The sequence below is a fragment of the Streptomyces sp. AMJ-169 genome (genome assembly GCF_055597585.1).
In genome coordinates this window covers 324,704-348,098 of record NZ_JBVLTJ010000003.1, presented here as the reverse complement: position 1 = coordinate 348,098, position 23,395 = coordinate 324,704, and the positions used below count along the sequence as shown (strand labels likewise).

The window sequence follows — 23,395 nt, the reverse complement described above, 5'->3', positions numbered from 1 at the left end:
CCGCCAGACGGACCGAGGTCACGCCATGATCGAATTCGACGACGTCTCGAAGACGTACCCCAACGGGGCACGGGCCATCGAGAACCTTTCGCTCACCGCCGAGACGGGCAAGCTCACCGTCTTCGTCGGCCCGTCCGGCTGCGGCAAGACGACCACGCTGCGCATGGTGAACCGGCTCATCCGCCCCTCGTCCGGCACGATCAGGCTCAACGGCGACGACGCGGCCCGGCTGGACGAGACCGCGCTGCGCCGCCGCGTCGGGTACGTCATCCAGCACGTGGGCCTCTTCCCGCACCGCACCGTCGAGCACAACGTCGCGGTCACCGCCCGCCTCACCGGCAAACCCCGCCGCCAGGCCGTCGAGGCCGCCCGCGAACTGCTCGAACGCGTCGGCCTCGGCCCCGAGTTCTTCCGCCGCTACCCCTGGCAGCTGTCCGGCGGCCAGCAGCAGCGCGTCGGCGTCGCACGGGCGCTCGCCGCCGAGTCCGAGTTCCTGCTCATGGACGAGCCGTTCAGCGCCGTCGACCCCGTCGTACGCGCCCAGCTCCAGGACGAGTTCCTGCGGCTCCAGCGGGAGTTCGGCAAGACGATCGTCATGGTCACCCATGACGTGGACGAGGCGCTGCGGCTCGGGGACCGGATCGCCGTGTTCCGCGAGGGCGGGCGCATCGCCCAGTTCGACACGCCCGAGGTGCTGCTGACCGCGCCGAAGGACGACTTCGTGGCCAGGTTCCTCGGCGGTGAACGGGGGTACCGCGCGCTGGCGTTCCGGCCGGGCGGGGGCATACGGCCGCAGCCCGTTCCCACGGCGGACCTCGACGGCTCCCGCGGCGACGGGTGGCGCCTCGCCGTCGACGGCGGCGGCAGGCCGGTGGGCTGGCTGGCGCCGGGCGAGCCGGCCGAGAGCGCGCAGCTGCTGCCCTGCGGGGCGACGGCAGGCCCGGACGCCTCCCTGCGGGACCTGCTCGACGCGGCCCTCAGCTCGCCCAGTTCGGCCGGGCTCGTGGTCGACGCCGACGGACGCGTCACCGGGGTCGTACCGATCGACGCGGTGCTCCCCGAGCTGACGGCCGAGGGGGCACCATGCTGACCTGGGCCCGCCAGCAGTCCTCGTACATCGTCGACCTGACGCTCTCGCACCTGTACCTGTCGGTCGTGCCGATCCTCATCGCGCTCGCCATCTCGCTGCCCGTCGGCGCGCTGATCCAGCGGGCGCCCCGCTGGAAGGCCCTCGTGCTCGGGGTCAGCGGGATCCTCTTCACGATCCCGTCCCTCGCGATCTTCACCGTGCTGCCGACGCTCATCGGGACCCAGATCCTCGACCCGCTGAACGTCGTGATCGCGCTGGTCGTCTACAGCACGGCCCTGCTGATCAGGACCGTGACCGACGGACTCGACTCCGTGCCGCCGGAGACGGAACAGGCCGCCGTCGCCATCGGCTACCGGCCGCTCGCCCGGCTGCTGCTCGTCCGGCTCCCGGTGGCCGTGCCCGTCATCGCGGCCGGGCTCAGGGTCGCGGTCGTCACCAACGTGAGCATCGTGTCGGTGGCCTCGCTGATCGGCATCCCGCAGCTCGGCCAGCTCTTCACACAGGGCGCCCAGCAGCTCTACCTGGACCCGGTCGTCGTCGGCGTTGTGTTGAGCCTCGCCCTCGCGGCCGTCCTCGATCTGCTCGTCCTCGTGGCGGGACGGCTCCTGACCCCCTGGCGTCCGCCGAGCCGAGTGAGGCACTCATGAACTGGCTGTTCGATCCCCAGCACTGGTCCGGCGGTGACGGCGTGCCCGCCCGGGTCGCCGAGCACCTCCAGTACTCCCTGACGGCCGTCGGAATCGCCCTCGTGCTCGCGCTGCCGCTGGGCCTGGCCGTCGGGCACACCGGGCGCGGCAAGCGCGTGGTCGTCTCCCTCGCCAACGCGCTGCGGGCACTGCCCACCCTGGGCGTCGTCGTGCTCCTCGTCATCCTGCTCTCCCCGCACCTCCACTCGCAGCTGGCGTTCTCCCTGCCCGCCACCGCGGTGCTCGTCCTGCTCGCGGTGCCGCCGATCCTCACCAACACCGTCGCGGGCATCGACGCGATCGACCGCGACGTCCTCGACGCCGCCCGGGGCGTCGGCCTCAGTCCGCTCGCCATCGCCTTCGGCGTCGAGCTGCCGTGCGCGCTGCCGCTGGTCCTGGCCGGCGTACGGACCGCGTTCCTCCAGGTCATCTCGGGCGCGGCGATCGCGGCCTACGTCTCCCTCGGCGGCCTGGGGCGCCTCATCATCGACGGCCAGGCGCAGCAGGACATCTCCGAGATGGTCTCCGGAGGCGTCCTCATCGCCGCCCTGGTCGTGCTGGCCGACGGCTTCTTCGCCGCCCTGACCGCCCTCCTCGTCTCACCGGGACTGTCCCGCAAAACCACCCTCCCCGCTGGAGCACACCATGCGTAGACGTTTCCTCCTCACCGCCCTCGCCGTCACTCCTCTCGCGCTCGCGGGCTGCTCGTCGACCTCCGCGACGACGACCGGCGCCGGATCCGGCGTCACGATCGGCTCCGCCAACTTCTCCGAGAGCCAGCTCGTCGCCGAGATCTACGCCCAGAAACTGGAGAAGTCCGGCGTCAAGGTCACCCGCAAGTTCAACATCGGCAGCCGCGAGACCTACATCCCGGCGCTGAAGGACGGCTCGATCGACATCATCCCGGACTACCAGGGCGCCCTGCTCTCCTACCTCGACCCGAAGACCGGCCACCTCCCCGCGAGCGCCCTGACCGCCACCCTCACCGCCAAACTCCCCAAGAACATCACGATGCTCCCGGCCTCCCCGGCCCAGGACGTCGACGTCCTCGCCGTCCGCAAGGACACCGCCGCCAAGTACGACCTGACCACCATCAGCTCCCTCGCCCCGCACGCCGCTCAGCTCAGCGAGGGCAGCTCACCGGAGTGGAAGATCCGCTACGAAGGCGTCCTCGGCCTCAAAGAGGTGTACGGGATCACCTTCAAGTCCTTCGTCCCGCTGGACTCGGCCGGCCCGCTCACCCTCGCGGCCCTGAAGAACGGACAGATCGACGTCGGCCCCCTCCTCTCCACCGACCCCGCCCTCAAATCCCTCGTCGTCCTCAAGGACGACAAGGGACTTTTCCTGCCCCAGAACATCGCGCCGCTCGTGCGCACCCCGGCGAACGACGCGAAGATCGACACCGCCCTGAACGCCATCTCGGCGAAGCTCACGACCGACGCGCTCATCGACATGAACGACAAGGTCGGCAACCAGCACCAGGGCATCGCCGCGGTGGCCAAGGCATGGCTCGCGGCCAACGGGCTGTGAGCGCCGGGAAAGGCGAGGCGGAGATGAGCAGGACGATCGTGATCGGCGCCGGGGAGCTGACCCCCGCCGCCCTCGCGTCGATCGCCGCGGGCACACCCGTCACCGTGGCCCCCGGCGCCCTCGCGCGCTGCCGGGCCACGTACGAGACGGTCGAGGCGACCCACCGCGCCGGCGCCCCCATCTACGGACTGACCACCGGCGTCGGCGACCTGTACGGACAGCCCGTCGGCGACGCCCCGCACGACGACACCCAGCTCGCCATGCTCCGCGCCCACGCGACCGGCATCGGCGCCCCGTACGACGACGACGTCGTCCGCGCGATGATGGCCGCTATCGCCGCCGCCCTCGCCCAAGGGCACAGCGCCGTGCGCCCCGCGCTCGTCGAACGGCTCGCGGCGATGCTCAACAGAGGCGTCACCCCGATCGCACCCGCCCAGGGCTCCGTCGGATACCTGACCGCCCCCTCCCACATCGCGCTGGTCGCGTTCGGCGCGGGACGGGCCCGGTACGGCGGGACGGTCCTGCCCGGCGGCGAGGCGATGCGCCGCGCCGGACTCCCCACCGACGGGCCCGTCCTGCGCGAGGGCCACGCGCTCATCAGCGGCACCTACGAGATCACCGCCCTCGCCGTCCTCGCCCTGGACCGCGCGGCGAAGCTCCTCGACGCCGCCGACGTGACCGCCGCCATGGGCCTGGAGGCACTGCGCGGCAACACCCGCGGCTGGGAACCCGCCGTCCAGAAGCTGCGCCCGCAGCCCGGACAGGTGAGCACCGCCGCCCGCCTGATGGCACTCCTGGAGGGCAGCGAACCGATCGCCGCCCACCGCGGACACCGGCTCCAGGACGCCCTCAGCCTGCGCTGCGCACCCCAGGTGCACGGCGCGGCCCGCGACACCCTCGACTTCGTCACCCGCACGGTGGAGATCGAGATCAACGCCGTGACCGACAACCCGGCCTTCGTCCTGCGCGCCGACGGCTCCGCCGACGTCCTGGCCAACGGCAACGGCCACGGCGCCGCGTGCGCCCAGGCCCTCGACTACCTCGCGATCGCCCTCGCGACGGTCGCCAACATGTCCCACGCCCGCCTCGAACGCCTCACCAACGCCGCCCTCAGCGGACTGCCCCCGTTCCTCTCCCGGCGCGGCGGCGCCGAGGCCGGCCTGATGGTCCTGCCCGTGACCGCCGCCGCCGTACTGGGGGAGATCCGGCAGCTGGCCGGACCGGCCAGCGTGCACTCGATGGTGAGCGTGGCGGGCCAGGAGGACCACGTCAGCCAGGGCGTCAACGCGGGCGGGAAACTCCTGACGCTGCTGGACCGCGCCGCCTCGGTCGTCGCGATCGAACTCCTCTGCGCGGCCCAGGCCCTCGACTTCCACCTGCCCACCACCCTCGGCCGGGGCACCGCACCCGCCTACCGCGCACTGCGCTCGGCCGTCGAGCCGTACGAGTCGCAGGCCGACCTCGGCGACCAGATCGAGGCGGCACGCGGGCTGGTGCTGGCCGGCGCGCTCGGCACCGACACTCTCTGAGAGGACGCACACCATGCCCAGAGGAATCACCGCCGCCCGCGGCCCCCGGCTCCGCTGCAAGGGCTGGCGCCAGGAGACCATCCTCCGCCTGCTGGAGAACAACCTGGAGAACGCCGCCCGCCCCGAGGAACTCGTCGTCTACGGCGGCAACATGAAGGCCGTCCGCGACTGGGACGCCTACGACGCGATCGTGCGGGCCCTCAAGGAACTGGAGACCGACGAGACGCTGGTCGTCCAGTCCGGCAAGCCGGTCGGGGTGTTCCGCACCACTGCCGAGACGCCGCTCGTCATCATCGTCAACGGCGTCGCGACCGGCAGCACCGAGGCGGAGACGCAGGAACTCTTCGACAGGGAACTGCTGATGGTCGACGGCATGACCGCCGGCGCCTGGCAGTACATCGGCAGCCAGGGCATCATCCAGGGCACCTACGAGTCGTTCATGCAGGCCGCCCGCCAGTCCCTCGGCGGCTCCCTCAAGGGCCGCACCATCCTCACCGCAGGCGCCGGCGGCATGGGCGGCGCACAGCCCCTCGCCGGCAAGCTCGCCGGCGCCTCGATCCTCGTCGCGGACGCCGAACCGAGCCACCTGCGCCGCCGTATCGACGAGGGCTACCTCGACCGCATGACGCACGACATCGGCGCCGGCGTCGACGACTGGCTCGCGGCGGCGGCCGACGGGCGCGCGGCGTCCTTCGGCATCGCCGCCAACATCACCGAGGTACTGCGCGAACTCGCCGCCCGGAACGTCGTCCCCGACCTGGTGACCGACCAGACCTCGACCGACCCGCTGGCCGGATACCTCCCCGAAGGGCTCGACGAGGCCGGCGCGAAGGAACTGCTGCGCACCGACCCCGACGAACTCAGGCGCCGCGCGGACACGACGCTCGCCGCACACGTACGCGGGCTGCTGGAGCTTCGGCGCAAGGGCGCGATCGTCTTCGAGTACGGCAACGACCTGCGCAAACGGGCCGTAGAAGTCGGCGTCGAGGACGCGTTCGAGATCGGCGGGTTCATCGACATGTTCATCCGCCCCCTGTTCTGCCAGGGCGTCGGCCCGTTCCGGATCATCGCCGTCCAGGGCGACCCCGCCACCATCCACGCCATCGACGCCATGCTCCTGCGCGAGTTCGCCGACGTGCCCCGCGTCGTCGACTGGCTCGGCCGGGCCCAGGAGATCTCCTTCACCGGCCTGCCCGCCCGCGTGTGCTGGCTCGGCCACACCGAACGCACCCGCGCCGCCCTCGCCGTCAACGACATGATCGCGCGCGGCGAGATCACCGGACCGGTCGCCTTCAGCCGCGACCACCTCGACGCCGGCAGCGTCACCGCCCGCTACCGCGAGACGGAGAACATGCTCGACGGCAGCGACTGCGTCGGCGACTGGCCCCTGCTCAACGCGATCCTCAACGGCATCGCCGGCGCCGACCTCACCTCGGTCATCGGCTGGGGCCTCAAAGGCCTCAACTCCGGCCCGACCACCATCGCCGACGGCACCCCCGAGGCCGCCCGCAGACTGCGCCGCGTGATGGAAGCCGACACCGGCCTCGGCATCCTGCGCCAGGCGGACGCGGGCTATCCGGTCGCCGTCGAGACCCGCGAGAAGTTCGGCCTCGGCATCCGCTGACTTTCCTGTGAAAACCCTGTGCCCTCCCTTGTCGAACGCCAGGCAATGGAATTCCCCGGACACCGTGAAATCCACGCCGAACAATTAAAGGGACGACTCGGAGACGGTGAGAATCTCACCGGAGAACGGCGATCCGCGAGGGAATGGCCAGGCCGTGGCGAACACTGCTGTCCATGGCTACGACCGTTCCCGCGCCGACCGTGCCCACCCGGCGGGCACCCTGGCGATCCCCGTCCGACCAGCCCGCCCACGCCCGCCCGGCGCTCCTCGCCCTCGTCGCGCTCGCCGCCGTGCTCTACACCTGGGGCATCGACCACAGCTCCTACCACGCGTTCTACGCCGACGCCGCGCGCAGCATGTCGGAGAACTGGAAAGCGTTCTTCTACGGCTCTTTCGACCCCGGAAATTCCATCACCCTCGACAAACTCCCCGGATTCCTGTGGCCGCAGGCGATTTCGGCCCGCGTCTTCGGATTCCATCCCTGGGCGCTGGTGATCCCCCAGGTGCTCGAGGGAATGGCGAGCCTGCTCGTGCTGCATCGCCTGGTGCACCGCTGGGCCGGACCCGACGCCGCGCTCCTCGCCTGCACCGCGTTCCTGCTGACCCCGGTCTCGATCGGGCTGTTCCGTACGGCGGTCGAGGATCCGGCGTTCACGCTGTGCGTGCTGCTCGCGGCCGAGGCGGCGCAGCGGGCGGCGCGGGACGGACGGCTGCGGCCCCTGCTGTTCGCCGGGGTCTGGGTCGGGGTCGGGTTCCAGAGCAAGATGCTGGAGGCGTGGGCTGTGCTGCCCGCGCTGGCGGTGGTGTATCTGGTGTCGGCGCCGGTCCCTGTGCGGCGCCGGCTGGTGCATCTCGGGGTGGCGGCTGTGGTGATGACCGCGGTGTCGGTGTCGTGGATGGTCGCGGTGACGCTGATTCCGGCGAAGGACCGGCCGTATGTGGACGGGACTACGGACAACTCCGCGTTCAGCATGGTCGTCGGGTACAACTTTTTGAATCGGTTCTCGGCGTTGGGGGTCAGTGCGGGGGCTACGGGGAGTGTGAGTGGGGCGCGTGGGGGTGGCGGGGGTGGTTCGCTGAAGGGGGCTGGGGGAGCGGGGACGGGGGCGGGGATGGGTGCAGGCATAGGTACGGGGATGGGTGCAGGTGAAGGGATGAGGGCGGGCGCGGGGTTGGGGGCGGGCGCCGGGGCTGGTGCCGGTGCCTTTTCCGGGGGTGCCTTCTCTCGCGCCGGCCGTCAGAACGGCGGCGGCCAGAGCGGTGGCCGTCAGTACGGCGACGGCCAGTACGGCGGCCGTCAGGGCAGTGGGCATCAGGGCAGCGGGCGTCAGGACGGCTGGGCGAAGATGTTCGGCACGTCGCTCGCCTCGCAGACCGGCTGGCTGTATCCGTTCGCCGCGGTCTGCGCCTGCTGCGGGCTGCTGTGGAGCAGGGGGCGCCCGCGTACGGACCGGCTGCGGGCCGGGTTCCTGCTGTGGGGAGTCTGGCTGGCGACGTTCTTCCTGGTCTTCAGCGCGGGGAGCGTGGGGGATCACACGTACTACATGGGCGTGATCGCCGTACCGCTGGCCGCGCTCACGGGCGGCGGGACGGTTGTGCTGTGGCGGGCGTACCGGTCCGGCGGGCGGCGGGCTTGGGCGCTGCCGGGGGCGGTGGCGGTCTCGGCGGCGTGGAGTACGTATCTCGCGGGGGAGTTCAGGGCGTTTCTGCCGTGGTTGGCGGGGGTGGTGGGGGTGCTTGGGGTCGTGGCTGTGGGGTTGTTGGTGGTGGCGGGGGTTGGTGAGCGGGTGGTCGGGAGGTCTGGTGAGCGGTCCGGCGGGCAATCGGGCGGTCGGTCTGGTGAGCGATCGGACGGGTGGCCCGGTGGGCGATCGGACGGGTGGCCCGGTGGGCGAGCTGATGAGCAATCGGGAGAGTGGTCCGGCGAGCGAACTGACGGGCGATCCGGTGGTCGGTTCGGTGGGTGGTCCGGCGGTGGGCTGGGCGGACGGTCCGGTGGTCGGCTGGCTCTCGTCGGGCTTGTGGTGGCGCTCGTCTCGGTGCTGGGCGCGCCGGGTATGTGGGTGGCGCAGGTGTTCAACCCGTCGTACCGCAGCACCGGCATGGGTGCGGTCGGCCCGTCGGACGTGAGCGGTGGGCGCGGTACGCCGGCGTCGTACGAACGGCCGGCGTCCGCGGGGGCTTTCGCGGCGGCGGGCGGCGGGGCGGAACGGCTGCGGTGGGCCGGGGACATGGGCCGCACCGGTCGTACGGGCGGCGGCTTCGGCGGCGGGTCGGGCGGTGGACTCACCGTGTTCCAGCGGGAGTTGCTCGCCTACACGAGCGCGCACCAGGGCTCCGCACGCTACGTCTTCGCCACCACGAACTGGAGCACCGCGTCCCCGTACATCCTCGCCACCGGCGCCCACGTCCTCCCCCTAGGCGGCTTCACCGGCCGGGTACCGTTCCCGACGGAGACGGCGTTCCGCCGGCTCGTCGCGACGGGCGGGCTGCGGTACGTGGTGGTGGGCGGCGTACGCGACACGGGCGGGACGACCCCTGCGGCCCGGATCACCGAGTGGGTCGTGTCGAGTTGTACGACTGTCCCGGCGTCGGCGTATGGGAGTACGGACGGGACGGAGATGCTGTACCGCTGCGGATGAGGGCCCGCCCTCGACACGTTCGACGTCTTGGGCAGGCCCGGCACCTCCTCGGAGACCTTGACTGTCTGAGTGTCCGCCAACTTGCAGGGGGCGAGCTTCAGTTGGCGGCCGATGCGAGCGTCGGGGCCCTCGAAGTACGGGACCCCGCTGCCGCGATCGGCGTCGCCCGCTGAGGACGGCGTCGAGCGGCTGTGAGGTGTCGGGATGCCCCGTCACGGCTTCGGCGTCGGCCTCGGATCAGGGCCGGCCCCGCCGCGGCAACTCCTTGGCAGCGTCGCCCCCTTGGGTGCCGACCGCGCTCAGTGCGAGGCCGTTCCCCCGTCGGTGTCGGCGAGCATGGCGTGGCCCCCGGCGAAACCCGGCGTGCGGGGGCGCGCCGAGGTTCAGGGCGTGAGCAGGGTCTTGATGGCTCGGCGTTCGTCCATCGCCTTGTAGCCCTCGGCGGCCTGTTCCAGGGGAAGGGTGAGGTCGAAGACCTTGCCGGGGTTGATACGGCCGCGCAGGACCAGGTCGATCAGCTCCGGCATGTAGCGGCGTACGGGGGCGGGGCCGCCGCGCAGGCCGACGTGGGAGAAGAACAACTCCTGGCCGTCGACGGACACTTCGTGCGGGACGCCGACGAAGCCGACGTTGCCGCCGGGACGGGCACAGCGCAGGGCCTGGCTCATGGACTGGGCGGTGCCGACGCACTCCAGGACCGAGTCGGCGCCGATGCCGTCGGTGAGGTCCTTGATCCGGGCGACGCCGTCGTCCCCGCGCTCGGTCACGATGTCCGTGGCGCCGAACTCCAGCGCCAGCTTCTGCCGTGACTCATGGCGGGACATGACGATGATCCGCTCCGCGCCGAACTCTCTCGCGGCGATGACCGCGCACAGCCCGACCGCCCCGTCACCGACCACGACGGCCGTCGACCCGGGCCTCACCTCGGCGGCCAGGGCCGCCCACCAGCCGGTGCCCATGACGTCGGAGACGGCCAGCAGACCGGTTACGAACGCGGCGTCCGGGTGCTCGTCGGTGGCGACCAGGGTGCCGTGGGCGTAGGGGATACGGATCCGTTCGGCCTGGCAGGTGCTCATGAACTCGCGGTTCAGGCAGGAGGACTGCCAGCCGTTGCGGCAGTTCGCGCAGGTGTTGTCGGAGGAGGCGAAGGAGCCGATCACGAACTGGCCGGGCCTGACGCTCGTGACCTCGGAGCCGACCTCCTCCACGACACCGACGTACTCATGGCCCATGGGGTGCGGCTGATCCGTGGGTTCGATGCCTCGGTAGGGCCACAGATCGGATCCGCAGACACAGGTCGCGACCGTGCTGATGATCGCGTCCGTCGGCTTGAGGATCTTCGGCTCGGGGACGTCCTCCACCCGGATGTCGCCGGGGGCGTGGATCACAGTTGCTCGCATGTCGTTTCTCCTGACACGTTTATCAGAGAATGTCCACAACAGACTCCGGAACCGCCGGTAGGGGTCCGTAGAGAGAAGAATTCCATCCCGTAGGCGATGCGACCAGGAAGGAAACCGCCTTATCCGGCCTGGTGGCTGATAATGCGTGCCGGCCAGGGAAGGGGGCGGGTGGATCTGGCCGCGATGTGTGATGCGGTTTCCCGCCGGAAAACCTGTCCCGCCTTTTCCGGTGAATTGCGTGACATGTTTCCGGGGCACGATTCGTGGAAATCCCGGCGCTGGCCATGTGGAGCAGGACCAGGTCGGAGGGGGGCGAAGTCCTCGTGTAGGCGGCCGGTTGGCCGTACCGCTGCTTGGGGAGGGGCCGTCATACATGATCGGTCCAGGTGGCCTGGAGTTGGCCGACGGGGATCTGGTCCTCGTGGCGCGGGCGGTCCAGCGTGTCGATGTCCAGGAAGGTGAGCGGGGCGTGGATGAGGAGATCGACGTCGCCGTCTGTCCCCGCCGGCGGCGGGCGGTGTCGGCCGCGATGCGCTCGATGGGGGCGCCGAGCCGTTCCCTCGCCGGGACGCGTACGTTTCCTCGAACTCGGCCTCGAACTCAGCCTCGCCCTCGGTGAAGAGGCCGCGAAGAAGACCCCCGGTCACCGAACCGGCGGAAGAGGGCGCGCTTTCCCCCGTCGGCTTCCTTCGTGGCAGCGCCCATGGAAACGTGCCCACCCCCGAGTTCAGCGACCCCCGCAGCAGCCGGTAAGTAATTTCATCAGCAAATCCAAATCGAACTGCACTCTTTTGGGGAAATGTCGCACCCCCTGCCATCCGCCTACCCTTGCATGAACGGCGACGCCGATTCCCATATGGGAATCGTGTGCACCGGCGTCCGGTCGTGCATGGGAGGAAGGGGAGGTCGGCTATGGCGGCGATCACGAATGGTGTTCCGGCGGACGGGATCGCGGGAGTTACGTGGACGAAGGCGAGGGCGAGTATCGGGGCCGGTGAGTGTGTGGAAGTGGCGAGTCTGCCGCAGGGGGATGTGGCTGTGCGGAACTCGCGGCACCCGGAAGGTCCGGCGTTGGTTTTCAGCAAAGCCGAGCTGCGGGCTTTTCTGGAGGGTGTGAAGAGAGCGGAGTTCGATCGGTTCGCCGCTTAGCGGGGCGACGCAGAGGTATGCTTGGGCCATAGTTTGTGGCGGCGGGCCTGCGACAGGCACTCTGGAGCTGTTTTGCGTGTCTCTGAACCCCCTCCGGAGTGTGTATGCCCGCCGCTCGCAAGGCAGGGCGCGAGCCCGACGCGCCTGTCGTCCAGGCATCGGACGAACAGCGCCCCACAAGACGGCTGCTGGGCGACGAACTCCGGTTCCACCGCGAGCGTCTGGGGTTCACCCTCGCCGACGCCGCGGCGGTGATCCGGGCCTCGACGTCGAAGGTGAGCCGGCTGGAACGGGGCGAGAGCCCGGCGAAGCCCCGCGACATCCATGACCTCGCGGTCTTCTACGGCCTCACCCGTGAACAGCGCAGCCTGCTGGACCAACTGCTGGCCCAGACAGGCAACGCGGACCTCTACGCACGGTTCGCGGACGTGACGCCGAGCTTCCTCCGACGCCTCATCCGGCTGGAGGGAACGGCGAAATCCATCTCCGTCTTCGAACCCCGCGTCGTGCCGGGCCTGTTGCAGACGGAGGCGTACGCGCGGGCGATCGTACGGCTGATGGAGATCACGCTCCCCGACGCCGACATCGAACGCATCGTCGAGCTGCGGATGCAGCGCCAGATCATGCTCGGCAAGGGGACGCCGACGCTGACCGCCCTCATCAGCGAAGAGGTGCTCCGGCGTCCTTACGGCGGCGCCGGCGTCATGGCCGAGCAGGTGAGGTTCCTGCTGCGGGCCGCGAAGGCGGAGCGGATCAACATCCGCATAATCCGGGAGGAGGCCGCGGTGCTTCAGTACCCCCTCTTCCACATGGTGTTCGCCGACGGCGACTGCCAGGAACTGGCGTACGTGGAGCACCTCGACGGGGCGAACTATGTGACACAGAAGCGTCAACTCGACCGATACCGAGGGCTGTTGGACAACGCGCGCGCGAACGCGTACGACCGGAAGGAGAGCGACGCCGCGCTCAGGTCCGCCCTCGAACGCTGGGAGCGGGCGGTGGCCAGGGAGAAGCAGGGCTGAGGTGCCCCCGCTCCTCCCCGGCGCCTTCATCCCGTGACGCGGCCGACGCCGCCCCACTCCGTCCACTCCGCTGACCGCAGCCGGGCGGGCGGCGGCGCGGAGCCGGGCCGCCAGTCCACCACGTCGACCAGCCCGGGCGGTTCGACCGTCAGCGACTCGAAGTACCGGCGCACTTCATGCACTTCACGGACCCGCCCCCACTGCTTCGGCGCGGCGTCCGTCATCAGCCGGGTGACGCCGTCGCGTACGACGGGATCGTCGCTGACGAGATGGCAGATGACCAGGTAACTGCCCGGTGCGAGTGAGTCGGCGACGGCCTTGACCACCGCCGCCGGGTCCTCCTCGTCGTCGGCGTCGGGCAGGCAGTGCAGCACCGACACGAAGAGCGCCGCGATGGGCTCGCGCCAGTTCAGAAAGCCTTTGGTGGCCTGCCGGATGGTGTGCGGGCTGCGCACATCACAGTCCACGACCATGGTGTTCTCGTTGTCGTCCAGAGTCGCGCGGGCGTGGGCCACGGCGGTGGGGTCGTTGTCGACGTAGACGACTTTGGCGTGCTCGTTGGCGCGTTGCGCGACCTCGTGCACATTGTCCTGAGCCGTGGGCAGTCCGGCCCCGAGTTCGAGGAACTGGGCGATCTCCTCCTCCTCGGCCAGGACGTGCACGACGCGTCTGAGGAAGTCCCTGCTCGTGCGCGCCAGTTGCTGGGTGGTGGGGGCGAGCTCCAGGAGTTCGCCGCAGGCGATGCGGTCGACCTCGTAGTTCTCGGTCCCGCCCAAGAACCAGTCATACATGCGCGCGCAACTGACGCTGCTGATGTCGATGAAGTGAGTTTGGGGTTTCTCCCCGTCGGCCATGCGTGCTCCCATGCGCCCCGATGCGGGCTGGTGTCCGGAATCAAAGCGGCCATCGTAGGAGCGGGCGTGGGGCGGGCGCGGGGGAAGGAACTGTCTAGTACCCGAAGGGGTGGAGACGTGGCGCCGGTGGACGTCCGATGTCCACCGGCGCACGCCTTCAGCAGCCGAGCTCCCGTTCGGCCCCGCGCAGCAGAGCCCGGCCCTGATGGCCCGCGAGCCCCATCAGTCCGGCGGCCTCGTCGAGCGGCATCTCCAGCCGGCGGTGCAGGAGCAGGATGTCGGCCTGGTCGTCGCGCAGGTGGCCGTACGGCTTCCCCGCTCGCGTCGTACGGCGGTCGACCTCGGCCCGCAGGATCTGCCAGGCGACGGCGGCCGCGCTCGGGCTGCCCAGCACGGTGTTCCACCGCGTTCTGAGCGCGTCGAGCACGGCGTCGACGCAGTGCTCCGCCTCCGGCCGGCCCTCAAGTCGGGTCAGCGTGTAGCGGAGGTACCGGCCGCGGTTGGCGTCGCAGAAGGCCACGAAGTCCAGCCGGGATAAGGGCGGTGTGCGGTAGTTGTTCCCGGTCACGGTCGGCGTTCTCCCGTCGGCGCTGCGTCGCTCCCGGGGGCCGCAGGCCGGTCCGGGGACAGCGGGGACCGCGCGGACAGCAGGCGCGAGACGCGCGCGCCGCCCCACCGGGCCCGGACGGTCGCTTCGGTCTGCCCCGCCGCGGACGCGATCTCGGTCCAGGCCCAGCCGTCGTGACGGACCGTCTCGACGGCCACGGCGGCCAGGCAGTCGACGTCCTCGTGGAGGCGGGCGGTCAGTTCCAGCACCTCCGCCAGCGGCAGCCGGTCGCCGCGGACGGCGTGCAGCTGCCCGGCGCGGACGAACATGTCCCCGGCGATCGACCGCCATTGCGTGTCGGGCACCTTGGACGTCTGCCGGTCGCGGTCACGCTGGCGCTGGGCCCGCCGCCGGCAGGACCGGTCGCAGTAGTCCCTGGGCCGCCCGCCCCTTTTCAGCTGCACGATTCCCTTTCCGCAGAAGACGCAGTGCGTCTTCGGTGATGGCACTGTCATCGGTCACGGCCCGGCGGGGACGGGCGATGCGGGGACGACCGCGCCGGCCCTCGGCCGTGGGCCGGGCATCGCGCGGGTTTCGCCCCGGGGCGGGGCAGGGATAATCACGAGGGGAATCTCCGGGGGAGTGAAGGCAAGCTCCCGGACTTCTCCGTTGGTCACGGTCAATCCTCTCTTTGGTTGTCGTCGACCTGAAAGGTGGCCTCGGGGGTGCAGCCCGGGGCCACCGCTATTACAGCCGGTTATTCAGCTTCGGCTGCGCGTAGTCTCGCAAGAGTATCGTCAGATCGGGGTTATTTGCCCAACGGTCGTCTGGTTTCCCTTCATGCAAGGAGGTCCCGCCTGCAATCTTCCTTCTCTTCGACAACTTTGGTTCCCTTGATGATCGTTGATGTGATCTGAATGCTCTCTTGTAGATTGTTTTGGATCAGAGGTGATGGTTTTTCTTCCCTGCCGATTTCCCCCCGTCGCCGGAATCCCGTGCGGATGGGAAGTCGGCGAATGTGCGGAAGTGAAGATCCGGGATTTCAGACGGCCCGGGACAGGTACACGTGCGTGTGGTAGCAGCCGTCGTCCTCTTTGCCTTGGGGATCTTCGCCCAGGGCCCGCACCGCCGCGATCGCCGCGGCCTGTTCGCGGGGGCCCGTGAAACGGCGTTGGGGGTAGGTGCGGGAGGAGTCCCGCTCGGTCGTGAGGCCGTGTCGGGACAGACAGGTCTCCAGCGCGGCGTATGACGTGGTGCGCAGCACGAACGCGCAGACCTGCGGCGGGAGTTCGGTGTTCGAGAGGAGGGGCGTCAGGGTGCGCGGGGAGAGGTAGCTCACGCCGCCCGTGACGGTGATGAGGCGTACGGGGCGCACCGCTCGGAGGAGGGCCGTACTGGGCCCGGTGGTCTCGAGGTTCTCCGCGTACGCCTCGTCGAGCAGGCCGACGGCCCGGGCGTAGTCGAGCGCGGGGGCGGAGATGTCGAGCCCGATGGCGCGGACGGCGTCGGGGCGGCGCCGGCTCGCGTAGAACTCCTGGTCCCAGGCGGTGAGTTGGGCGGTCGTCATACGTTCCGCGCGCGGGGAGGTGTAGCGCTCGTGCAACTCGTCGTAGGTCACATCGTGGTTGAGGAGGGCCGCGTTGATGCCGTACGAGCAGCACAGGTCCAGGACCGGCGGGGAGCTGTCGAGCAGCCCGCGGAAGACCTTCTGCGCGTGGTGCGGGGTCCGGTAGCCGAGGGGGCCCAGGACGCGGAAGTACGCCCGGGGGTCGGGCTGGACGTAGATGTCGTCGAAGCTGGTCATGCCTGTGGACGTGACCGGCCGCAGCTCGTACGAAGCGGACGTCATGGCGCCTCCTCGGGGTCGGATCACGAGTGGTAGTACGTGAGGGGCCCACGGGGAAGTGGGCCGGAACGATTCCCGCCATCGCGTGTCCGGGGGGCTCACGTCCCGATGAGCGGCGCGGTGGCGTCCTGGGGGCGCTGAACCCGTACCCCTGCCCGATACGCTCCCGCCACCCTCGCGACCCGTTCCCCCAGCCGGAACGCGGTCTCCAGGTCCGAGGCCGGCGGCGCCACTTCGGGTCCCTGGTCCGCGTCGGCCTGTGCCATCGCCCCGAGCCAGCTCCCGAGCCGGTTCAGGTCGGCGGCGGAGCCGGTGCTGGTGGACCAGCCGGCGGGGAGGTCGAGGCCGACCCAGATCATGCCGTGCTGGGCGGCGAGCACGGCCAGGTCGACGAGGGTGTTGAACTTGTCGCCGCTCATGCCCCCGCTGGTCGTGAAACCGGCCGCGAACTTGTCGCGCCAGCGCAGATCGTCGGCGAGGACTTTGCTGGTGCGCTCGGCGAATGCCTTGAACACCGCCGAGGGGCTGCCCATGTAGGTGGGGGTGCCGAAGACGATCGCGTCCGCGGCGTCCAGGGCCGCCCACAGCGCGGGGTCGTCGGGATCGTCCACGGCCACCAGGTCCACGACCGTGCCGGGGACGGACCCGGCGCCGTCGGCCACGGCGTCCGCCTGCCGGGCGGTGTGGCCGTAGCCGCTGTGGAAGGCCACCGCTATGCGGGTCGGCCCGGCCAAGTGGTCCTGCGCCTGCGTCGATTCGATCATGTGATACTCCGATCAATGTGCGGCTCTCGTGGAGCCGGCGTTCGGAGACAGGACGAAGCGGGGCGCGGAAAGGTGACCGATGGGTGAGCGGGACGAGGAGTTCGAAGCCCACCGCGGTCATCTCCGGGGCGTCGCCTACCGCATGCTCGGATCGCTGGGCGACGCCGAGGACGCGGTCCAGGAGACGTGGCTCCGGCTCGACCGCTCCGCTCCTGACGATGTGCGGAACCTGCGGGCCTGGCTGACGAGAGTGGTGGCGCGCATCTGCCTGGACATGCTGCGCGCGCGGACGGCACGCCGGGAGACCGGCGCGGACCACGACGCCGTCGCAGCGATCCCCGACGGGTCCGATCCGGAGCGGGAGGCGATCCTGGCCGAGTCGGTCGGCCGGGCGCTGCTCGTCGTCCTCGGCCGGCTCAGCCCCGCCGAACGGGTCGCGTTCGTGCTGCACGACCTGTTCGCGGTGCGGTTCGACGAGATCGCCCCGATCGTCGACCGGACGCCGGCGGCGGCCAAGAAGCTCGCCAGCCGGGCCAGGCTCCGGGTCGCCGGTACGACCGCCCCGCCGGCGGACGTCGATCTCGTGGCCCACCGCCGCGCCGTCGAGGCGTTCCTCGCCGCCGCGCGGGGCCGCGATCTCGCCGGTCTGCTGGCGGTGCTCGACCCGGACGTCGTGCGCCGCGCCGACGCGGGGGCGCTGCTGGACGGGGTGCCGCTGGAGGTGCGGGGCGCGGCGGCGGTCGTGGAGGAGACGCTGCTGCTCACCCGGAACGCGCGGGCCGCCGACGTCCTGCTCGTCGACGGCCGGGCGGGACTCGCCGTCGCGCCGCGCGGGCGGCTGCTCCTCGTGCTCACGTTCCTTGTCAGGGACGGCCGGATCGCCGAGTACCGCGTGCTCGCCGAGCCGGGGGAGCTGCGGCGGCTGGATCTTGGGGTGGGCTAGGGGGGAGGGTCCTCAGAACCAGTGCAGGCAGTGCGGGGAACGCTCGGTGCGGAACAGGGCGTCGGCCTGGGCGGGGGCCGCTGGGTGGTGGGACCGGATATGGCCCGCGCGGACGAGTGTGCTCGGGGTTGTGCCGCCCAGGTAGACGGAGGCCAGGTCTCTGATGTCCAGGGACAGGTCGGGGTTGCGGGTCGTCGGGGTGCAGTCGGCCTTGTTGTCGTGGACGGTCAGCAGGTAGCGGGTGTGTTCGCCGAGGAACGGGTCGGTCACGTCCAGGACCAGTTCGCCGTCCGTGAACCAGCCGCGTGCGGTCAGCGCGCGCGGGACGTCCAGGAGGCGTACCCAGAGCCAGTCGCCGGCGCGGGTCACCTCGGCGGCGCGGAAGTCCGTGAGCTGCCAGCGCAGCGGGTGGTCGGGCGGGGTGTGCTTGAACACGACGCGGGAGACCAGGTCGTGGCCGAGGGCGAAGCGGGCCAGGGCGGTGAAGACGGTGTCGTCGGCGGTGATGGTCTCGTCGACGGTCAGGGTGCCGGACTCGACCGAGTAGCTGGCGTAGCCGTCGGGGACGCCGTCCGGGTCCCGGTGGAGCGCGATGTAGCGCGGCGCCGGTGAGATGGGGGGCTGCCCTGCGCGCCGGGCCCACCAGCGGTGCGGCCGGGACAGGGCGCCGGGCTGGGTGCGGCGGTAGCGGTCGTAGATCTCTTCCAGGAGGTCGCCGCAGTCGGTACGCGGCAGTACTTCGACCGAGCCGGGCGCCGCGACTCCGTCCGCCCGCGCGCCAGCCGTCCCGCCCGTCCCCGCGTCAGCCGCCCCGCCCGCCCGGGGAACAGCGAACTCCCCCCGATGCCGCTGCACCGTCAACTCCCCGGTGTAAGCCGCCGGTCCGTAACCGAACCTCCCATAGATGCCCGCCTCCGAGGCCAGCAGCACGGACAGGAACTCCCCGTCGGCCCGCAGCTGGGTCAGCTGATGCCGCATCACCGCGCTGAGCACCCCCCGGCGCCGGTGCGAGGGCAGGACGCCGACGGCGGTCACCCCGGCGGTGGGTGCCAAGATCTCGCCGGGCAGGGTGAGTTCGAAGGGGTACGTGGCGGCGGTGCCCACGGGCCGGCCGTCCGGGGTCAGGGCGAGCAGGCAGCGGTCCATTTCGAGCGCCGACCACCAGAGGCCGCCGTTCTCGGCCGGGGTCTCCGGGAAGAGCCCGAACGCGGCGTGCAAGGTGTTGACGAAGACATCGGAGTCCTCATCGGTCGCCGAACGGATCTCCATTGCCGCAGCCCCCTCATCGGATTACGCCGGTGTCCGGCCAGTCCAGCGTCGATCCACGGGCGGGGCAACCGAATTACGGGCGCGCGCGACAGACCGGCCCGTGTCCCGGCCGGACACCCCCTCGTTGAGCCGCCGAGAGGGAGGGTGATGTGTTCGTCCGGCTGGGGCGGTTCGACAGTGTGCGCAGGGTCTGGGTGCTGCTGGGGGCGGGCGTCGTGCTCGTCGTCTCGCTGCTGGCCTGCTCGGGGCTCTCCTCCCGGCTCAGCTACGGCGGGTTCATCGCGCCCGCCGCGGAGGCGAGCCGGGCCGCCGAGGCGATCCGGCACGAGGTGGGGGAGGGCGGCGCCGACGTCCTCGTCACGTTCCGCGACGAGCAACTGACCGTGGGGCGGCCGGAGTTCAGGGACGCCGTGGAAGGGGCGCTGCGGCGGGCGCCGGAGGGGACGGTGCAGCGGGCCACGACCGTGTGGGGCTCGGGCAACCCGCTGCTCGTCTCCCTGGACCAGCACGCGACCGTCGTCGCCGTCCTGCTGCGGGGCGAGGGGGAGACCGGGCGTACGCGCAGCTATCTGGCGCTGCGGGACGCGCTGCGGCCGGCCGGGTTCGACGTCACCTGGACCGGGCCCACGGCCGTCATCTCCGAGATCGTCGAGCGCTCGCGGCAGGACCTCGCGCGGACCGAGCTGCTGATCCTGCCGCTGATGACGCTGCTCATGGTGTTCGTGTTCCGGGGAGCCGTCGCCGCGCTGCTGCCCGTCGTCACCGGGGCGCTGGCCACGGCCGCCGCGCTCGCGGCGCTGCGCGCGGTGGCGGGGTTCGTCGAAGTCCCCTACGTCACCGTCAACTTGGTGGTCGCCATCGGCCTGGCCGCGGGGGTCGACGCGGGGCTGCTGATCGTCAGCAGGTTCCGCGAGGAACTGGCCGCCGGGCGCACCCCGGAGGAAGCCGTCGTCGTCACCGTGGACACGGCCGGGCGGACGGTGCTGCTCTCGGGGACGGTCATGACGTTCATCGCCGTCGGGCTCGCGTTCTTCCCGCTCGGGTTCGTCCGCGCGCTGGGCATCGGCGCCGCGGCCGGGCTGCTGGTCGGGTCCCTGGTGACCGTGACCGTCCTGCCCGCCCTGCTGAGCTGCCTCGGTACGCGGGTCGACGCCCTCTCCCCGGGCTGGCTGCGGCGGCGCGGCGCGCACAAGGACGGGGTGGTGTGGGGGCGGGTCGCGCGCGCCGTGATGGAGCGGCCCGTCGCCTACACCTGCGCCGTCTCCGCGCTGCTGCTCGCCCTCGCGGTGCCGTTCCTGCACACCGTCATCGGCTTCCCCGACCACCGGATGCTGCCCAAAGGGGCGCCCGCGCGGGTCGCGGCCGAGCACATGGAACGGGACTTCGCCGTCTCCGGGCTCGGCACCCTCCAGGCGATCGCCACCTTCACCCGCCCCCTCGACACCCCCCAGGGCCACGCCGACCTGCTCGCCTGGACCCGGGACGTCTCCGAACTGCCCGGCGCCCACGGGGTGATGGTCGCCGGGACGGCCCGCGACCACGCCGTGGTGTACGTCGGACAGCGCCAGGGCGTCGCGAGCGACTCCGCGAAGTCGCTGGTCCGGGCGGTGCGGGCGCTGCCTGTTCCCGGTGGCGGCGCGGTGCTGGTGGGCGGCGCGTCGGCGCTCGCCGTCGACACCATGGACACCTTCTTCGACCTGCTGCCCGGGGTGCTCGCCTTCATGGTGGTGACCAGCCTGCTGCTGCTCACCCTGGCGCTGCGCTCCCTCGTCCTGCCCGTGAAGGCCCTGGCGATGAACGCGCTGTCCATCGGGGCCTCGTTCGGCGCGCTGACCTGGATCTTCCAGGACGGGCACGCGAGCCGGCTGCTGGGCGCCGAACCGACCGGGTACGTGGACGCGCTCGCGCCGATCGTGATGCTGTTCCTGCTCATCGCGGTGTCGATGGACTACGAGCTGTTCCTGCTGCTGCGCATCCGCGAGCAGTACCGGGCGCTCGGGGACGACCGGGAGGCGGTGGCCACTGGCCTCGAACGCTCGGGGCGGGTGATCACCGCCGCTGCCGCCGCCGTCCTGGTCGTCACCGGGTCGTTCGCGACCAGCGAGGTGGTGATGGTCAAGGAGATCAGCGTCGGGATCTTCCTCGCGGTGGTGATCGACGCGCTGCTCGTGCGCGCGGTGCTCGTCCCGGCCGTGATGCGGCTGCTGGGCGCCGCCAACTGGTGGTGGCCCGGCGGCGGCGCCCGGCCCGTCAGCCGAACGTCAGCCGCGCCGATCCCGAGCCCGAACCGCCGTTCAGCTTCCCCTGAGTCCAGCAGTCCTGGCCCACGCCCAGGTCACCCACCTGGATCGTGACGCCGACGGACCCGGCGAACAGGCCCTCGGTGAACTGGACCTTCTCGGCGGTGAAGGTCACGTCGCCGTTCGCGTCGTTGGCGAAGTGCAGCGTGCCGCTGCCCTTGCTGGTGCCGACCTGCTCACCGAGCGGCCCGATCCACTGGGCGGTGCCCGTCCCCGTGCCGACGGCCTGCCCGCACGTGCCGTCGGCGGTGCCCTCCAGGGTCACCTTCACCTGGGACACCAGGGACGAGCCGGTGCAGTTCGCGGTGATGGTGGCCCGGTAGCCGGCCGTACCGGTGCTGTCCCGCAGGAGCACCTTCGCCGGGTCCGTCGGATCGACCGCCGCGGTGCCCTTGCAGGTCAGCGGCAGCGGCACGGCGGGCGCCTCGGCGGCGGCGCGGGCGGGCGGCTGCTGGCCGAGGACGGCGACGGCGCCGGCGGCGGCCACCAGCGCCCCGAGCGCCGCCAGATGGACGAGGGCACGCGGGCGCCCGTTCGCTGAAGTCACGGCTTCTCTCCCGAAGTCGGGCCGCGCGCGGGGCGGGGCCGGTCTGACGCGTCGTCTGTCGATGATGGAGGCGGGCGGGCGGTGACGGGGGCCGGGTGGCGCAGGTTCATCCGGTCGGTCACCCAGGTGCACCCGATGTCGTGAAACCGGGTGCGCCCGGTGGACGTCACACTCCTAGTGCCCCTGCCAGCAGCGCCACGTCGACGTCCTCCGGCTCGGGCAGGCCGGGGGTGTACCGCAGCAGGGCGGAGCGGTCGTACGTCCGGCGCTGCCCGGTGAACACCAGCAGTGCGGCGAGACCCTGGGCGAAGAGCGACTCGTAGGGGTCCGGGTCGGGGAGGTCGTCCACCAGCTCCACGGACAGCCCCGGATAGCGCCGTTCCAGCACCTCGGCCGCCACCCGGAAGGGGGTGTTGCGCGGATGCGTGAGATGGACCGTGCGCACGCCCGGCGCGGTACGGTCCCCGGCCCGCGCGGCGAGGACGGCCGCCCGCGCGGCGTACTCCACCGGCACCAGGTTGAGCGCCCCCTCGCCCGCGCATCTGACCCGCACCCGCAGCCCGCTGCCGCGCACGTCACCGCCCGCCAGGAGAGCGGCGATCACGGGGTCGTCGGCGGCCCTGGCGCGCAGCGCCTCATGGATCAGGAGCGCCAGCACCGCCAGCGGCTGCCGCCGGCCGCCGGTGACGGGCCGGCCGCACACGAGCAGCGAGGGCCGCAGCACCGTGGCCGCGCGTCCGGTGCGGGAACTCCAGGCGCGCACCGCGCGTTCAGCTGTGTACTTGCTCTCCTCGTACGGCGTCAGGAAGCCGTCCCGGTCGCTGAGGTCCCCCTCACCGATGTGACCCTCGGCGCGGCCCCCGGCCACGTACGCGGTGCTGAGGTGCACGAAGTGCGCGCCGGGCGCCGCGTCAGCCAGACCGAGGAGGCGCTGGGTGCCGAGCACGTTGGCCTTGAAGAGGGGTACGGGGTCGTCGTGCAGGGCGAGATGGGCCGCGCAGTGCCAGATCTCCGCGCACCCGCCGGCCAGAGCGGCGCGCTCGGCGGGTGACAGGCCGAGGTCCGGCTCGGTCAGGTCGGCGTGGGCGTACCGCAGCCGGCCGCGCGGGACGGCGGACCCGGCCTGCGCGTCCAGCGCGTCGAGCACCGACTCCACGCGCTCCCGCAGCGCGGGTACGCCGCCCCGGCCGAGGACGGTGACCGCGCCGTCGCCGGGCCCGGCGAGGAGGTCACGCAGGACACGGCTGCCGAGAAAGCCGGTCGCGCCGGTGAAGAGCATGGCCATGGGGACTCCAGGGGTCGGGAGGGGGTGGGGAGATGCCGGGGGAAGGGGGACGGGGGACGGGGGACGGGGAGATGTGGGGAAGCGGCGGGAGCGGCGGAGACAAGGGGAGGGGAAGCGGCGGAAACGGCGGGAGGGGAGCGGCGGAAGTGGCGGAAAGAGAAGCGGGGGAAGCGGTGAAAAGGGCGGCGGCGGAAGGGAGTTCAGGGGCGCCGAGGACACCACACCCGGCGGGCGCCCCGGACCGCCGTACGTCCCGCGCCCAGGTCTCCACCCGCTGCTTCCACCCGAACGGGTCCCCCCGCCGCCGCGCGCCCTCTCACCCGAATGGGTGCACTTGCCCGCCGTACCGCCGAACGGGTGAATGCGGC

20 protein-coding genes are annotated in these 23,395 nt (G+C 71.6%); 11 read left to right on the top strand and 9 right to left on the bottom strand.

All coding sequences use genetic code 11. The features are described 5' to 3' along the window. The first annotated feature begins 25 nt into the window (after positions 1 to 25). The 7 genes from ACYUD3_RS09805 (at position 26) to ACYUD3_RS09775 (ending at position 9,101) form a co-directional block, all read left to right on the top strand. Entirely contained in the window at positions 26 to 1,090 is a 1,065-nt protein-coding gene (locus ACYUD3_RS09805; RefSeq protein ID WP_470966804.1) for an ABC transporter ATP-binding protein, read from the top strand. Then, on the top strand, positions 1,084 to 1,737 hold the full coding sequence (locus tag ACYUD3_RS09800) for an ABC transporter permease (protein WP_470966801.1): 654 nt from the start codon (positions 1,084 to 1,086) through the stop codon (positions 1,735 to 1,737). The genes ACYUD3_RS09805 and ACYUD3_RS09800 overlap by 7 nt, the downstream gene beginning before the upstream one ends. Beyond that, complete coding sequence (locus tag ACYUD3_RS09795; protein ID WP_470966798.1) at positions 1,734 to 2,429, top strand: ABC transporter permease; 696 nt, start codon at positions 1,734 to 1,736, stop codon at positions 2,427 to 2,429. Before ACYUD3_RS09800 ends, ACYUD3_RS09795 begins: the two co-directional genes overlap by 4 nt. Further along, positions 2,422 to 3,306: an ABC transporter substrate-binding protein gene (locus ACYUD3_RS09790; RefSeq protein ID WP_470966795.1), complete on the top strand. Its 885-nt coding sequence runs from the start codon at positions 2,422 to 2,424 to the stop codon at positions 3,304 to 3,306. Before ACYUD3_RS09795 ends, ACYUD3_RS09790 begins: the two co-directional genes overlap by 8 nt. Before the next feature lie 23 nt (positions 3,307 to 3,329). Further along, the gene (locus tag ACYUD3_RS09785; protein WP_470966792.1) at positions 3,330 to 4,835 is read left to right on the top strand and encodes an HAL/PAL/TAL family ammonia-lyase; all 1,506 of its coding nucleotides are present in this window, start codon (positions 3,330 to 3,332) and stop codon (positions 4,833 to 4,835) included. A gap of 13 nt (positions 4,836 to 4,848) precedes the next feature. Beyond that, positions 4,849 to 6,459 (top strand): urocanate hydratase, encoded by a 1,611-nt coding sequence (locus ACYUD3_RS09780; RefSeq protein WP_470966790.1) that lies wholly within the window; start codon positions 4,849 to 4,851, stop codon positions 6,457 to 6,459. A 173-nt stretch (positions 6,460 to 6,632) separates the two neighbouring features. Next, positions 6,633 to 9,101, top strand: a complete 2,469-nt coding sequence (locus ACYUD3_RS09775; RefSeq protein WP_470966787.1) for an ArnT family glycosyltransferase — start codon at positions 6,633 to 6,635, stop codon at positions 9,099 to 9,101. 383 nt (positions 9,102 to 9,484) lie between these two features. Here the strand turns inward: ACYUD3_RS09775 and ACYUD3_RS09770 are convergent, their stop codons facing one another. Beyond that, a complete protein-coding gene (locus ACYUD3_RS09770) occupies positions 9,485 to 10,501 on the bottom strand; it encodes a zinc-dependent alcohol dehydrogenase family protein (RefSeq protein WP_470966785.1) in 1,017 nt (338 codons plus the stop codon). Between the two features lie 912 nt (positions 10,502 to 11,413). On the opposite strand from ACYUD3_RS09770, the gene ACYUD3_RS09765 reads away from it, so the two are divergent. Further along, a complete protein-coding gene (locus ACYUD3_RS09765) occupies positions 11,414 to 11,650 on the top strand; it encodes a DUF397 domain-containing protein (protein WP_470966783.1) in 237 nt (78 codons plus the stop codon). A 104-nt stretch (positions 11,651 to 11,754) separates the two neighbouring features. Continuing rightward, complete coding sequence (locus ACYUD3_RS09760; RefSeq protein WP_470966780.1) at positions 11,755 to 12,672, top strand: helix-turn-helix domain-containing protein; 918 nt, start codon at positions 11,755 to 11,757, stop codon at positions 12,670 to 12,672. 26 nt (positions 12,673 to 12,698) lie between these two features. Here the strand turns inward: ACYUD3_RS09760 and ACYUD3_RS09755 are convergent, their stop codons facing one another. The 5 genes from ACYUD3_RS09755 to ACYUD3_RS09735 all read right to left on the bottom strand — a co-directional run bounded on the left by ACYUD3_RS09755 (position 12,699) and on the right by ACYUD3_RS09735 (position 16,683). Next, positions 12,699 to 13,526 (bottom strand): SAM-dependent methyltransferase, encoded by an 828-nt coding sequence (locus tag ACYUD3_RS09755; RefSeq protein WP_470966778.1) that lies wholly within the window; start codon positions 13,524 to 13,526, stop codon positions 12,699 to 12,701. A 157-nt stretch (positions 13,527 to 13,683) separates the two neighbouring features. Continuing rightward, positions 13,684 to 14,094 carry a hypothetical protein gene (locus tag ACYUD3_RS09750; protein ID WP_470966776.1) on the bottom strand — a complete coding sequence of 137 codons (411 nt, stop codon included), beginning with the start codon at positions 14,092 to 14,094 and terminating at the stop codon, positions 13,684 to 13,686. Next, complete coding sequence (locus tag ACYUD3_RS09745; protein WP_470966773.1) at positions 14,091 to 14,537, bottom strand: hypothetical protein; 447 nt, start codon at positions 14,535 to 14,537, stop codon at positions 14,091 to 14,093. Before ACYUD3_RS09745 ends, ACYUD3_RS09750 begins: the two co-directional genes overlap by 4 nt. A gap of 578 nt (positions 14,538 to 15,115) precedes the next feature. Further along, complete coding sequence (locus tag ACYUD3_RS09740) at positions 15,116 to 15,922, bottom strand: hypothetical protein (RefSeq protein ID WP_470966771.1); 807 nt, start codon at positions 15,920 to 15,922, stop codon at positions 15,116 to 15,118. Between the two features lie 95 nt (positions 15,923 to 16,017). Then, complete coding sequence (locus tag ACYUD3_RS09735) at positions 16,018 to 16,683, bottom strand: flavodoxin family protein (RefSeq protein WP_470966768.1); 666 nt, start codon at positions 16,681 to 16,683, stop codon at positions 16,018 to 16,020. A gap of 79 nt (positions 16,684 to 16,762) precedes the next feature. Here ACYUD3_RS09735 and ACYUD3_RS09730 point away from each other — a divergent pair, with 79 nt between their 5' ends. Next, a complete protein-coding gene (locus ACYUD3_RS09730) occupies positions 16,763 to 17,626 on the top strand; it encodes a sigma-70 family RNA polymerase sigma factor (protein WP_470966766.1) in 864 nt (287 codons plus the stop codon). A 12-nt stretch (positions 17,627 to 17,638) separates the two neighbouring features. On the opposite strand, the gene ACYUD3_RS09725 is transcribed toward ACYUD3_RS09730, so the two are convergent. Then, positions 17,639 to 18,895: a GNAT family N-acetyltransferase gene (locus ACYUD3_RS09725; RefSeq protein WP_470966764.1), complete on the bottom strand. Its 1,257-nt coding sequence runs from the start codon at positions 18,893 to 18,895 to the stop codon at positions 17,639 to 17,641. Between the two features lie 149 nt (positions 18,896 to 19,044). Between ACYUD3_RS09725 and ACYUD3_RS09720 the strand changes: the two genes are divergently transcribed. Continuing rightward, positions 19,045 to 21,249, top strand: a complete 2,205-nt coding sequence (locus ACYUD3_RS09720) for an MMPL family transporter (protein WP_470966761.1) — start codon at positions 19,045 to 19,047, stop codon at positions 21,247 to 21,249. Here ACYUD3_RS09720 and ACYUD3_RS09715 read toward each other — a convergent pair. After that, positions 21,146 to 21,742 carry a hypothetical protein gene (locus ACYUD3_RS09715; protein ID WP_470966759.1) on the bottom strand — a complete coding sequence of 199 codons (597 nt, stop codon included), beginning with the start codon at positions 21,740 to 21,742 and terminating at the stop codon, positions 21,146 to 21,148. The genes ACYUD3_RS09720 and ACYUD3_RS09715 overlap by 104 nt on opposite strands. A gap of 166 nt (positions 21,743 to 21,908) precedes the next feature. After that, positions 21,909 to 23,027, bottom strand: coding sequence for an SDR family oxidoreductase (locus ACYUD3_RS09710; protein ID WP_470966758.1), 1,119 nt, complete (start codon positions 23,025 to 23,027; stop codon positions 21,909 to 21,911). Positions 23,028 to 23,395 lie beyond the last annotated feature (368 nt).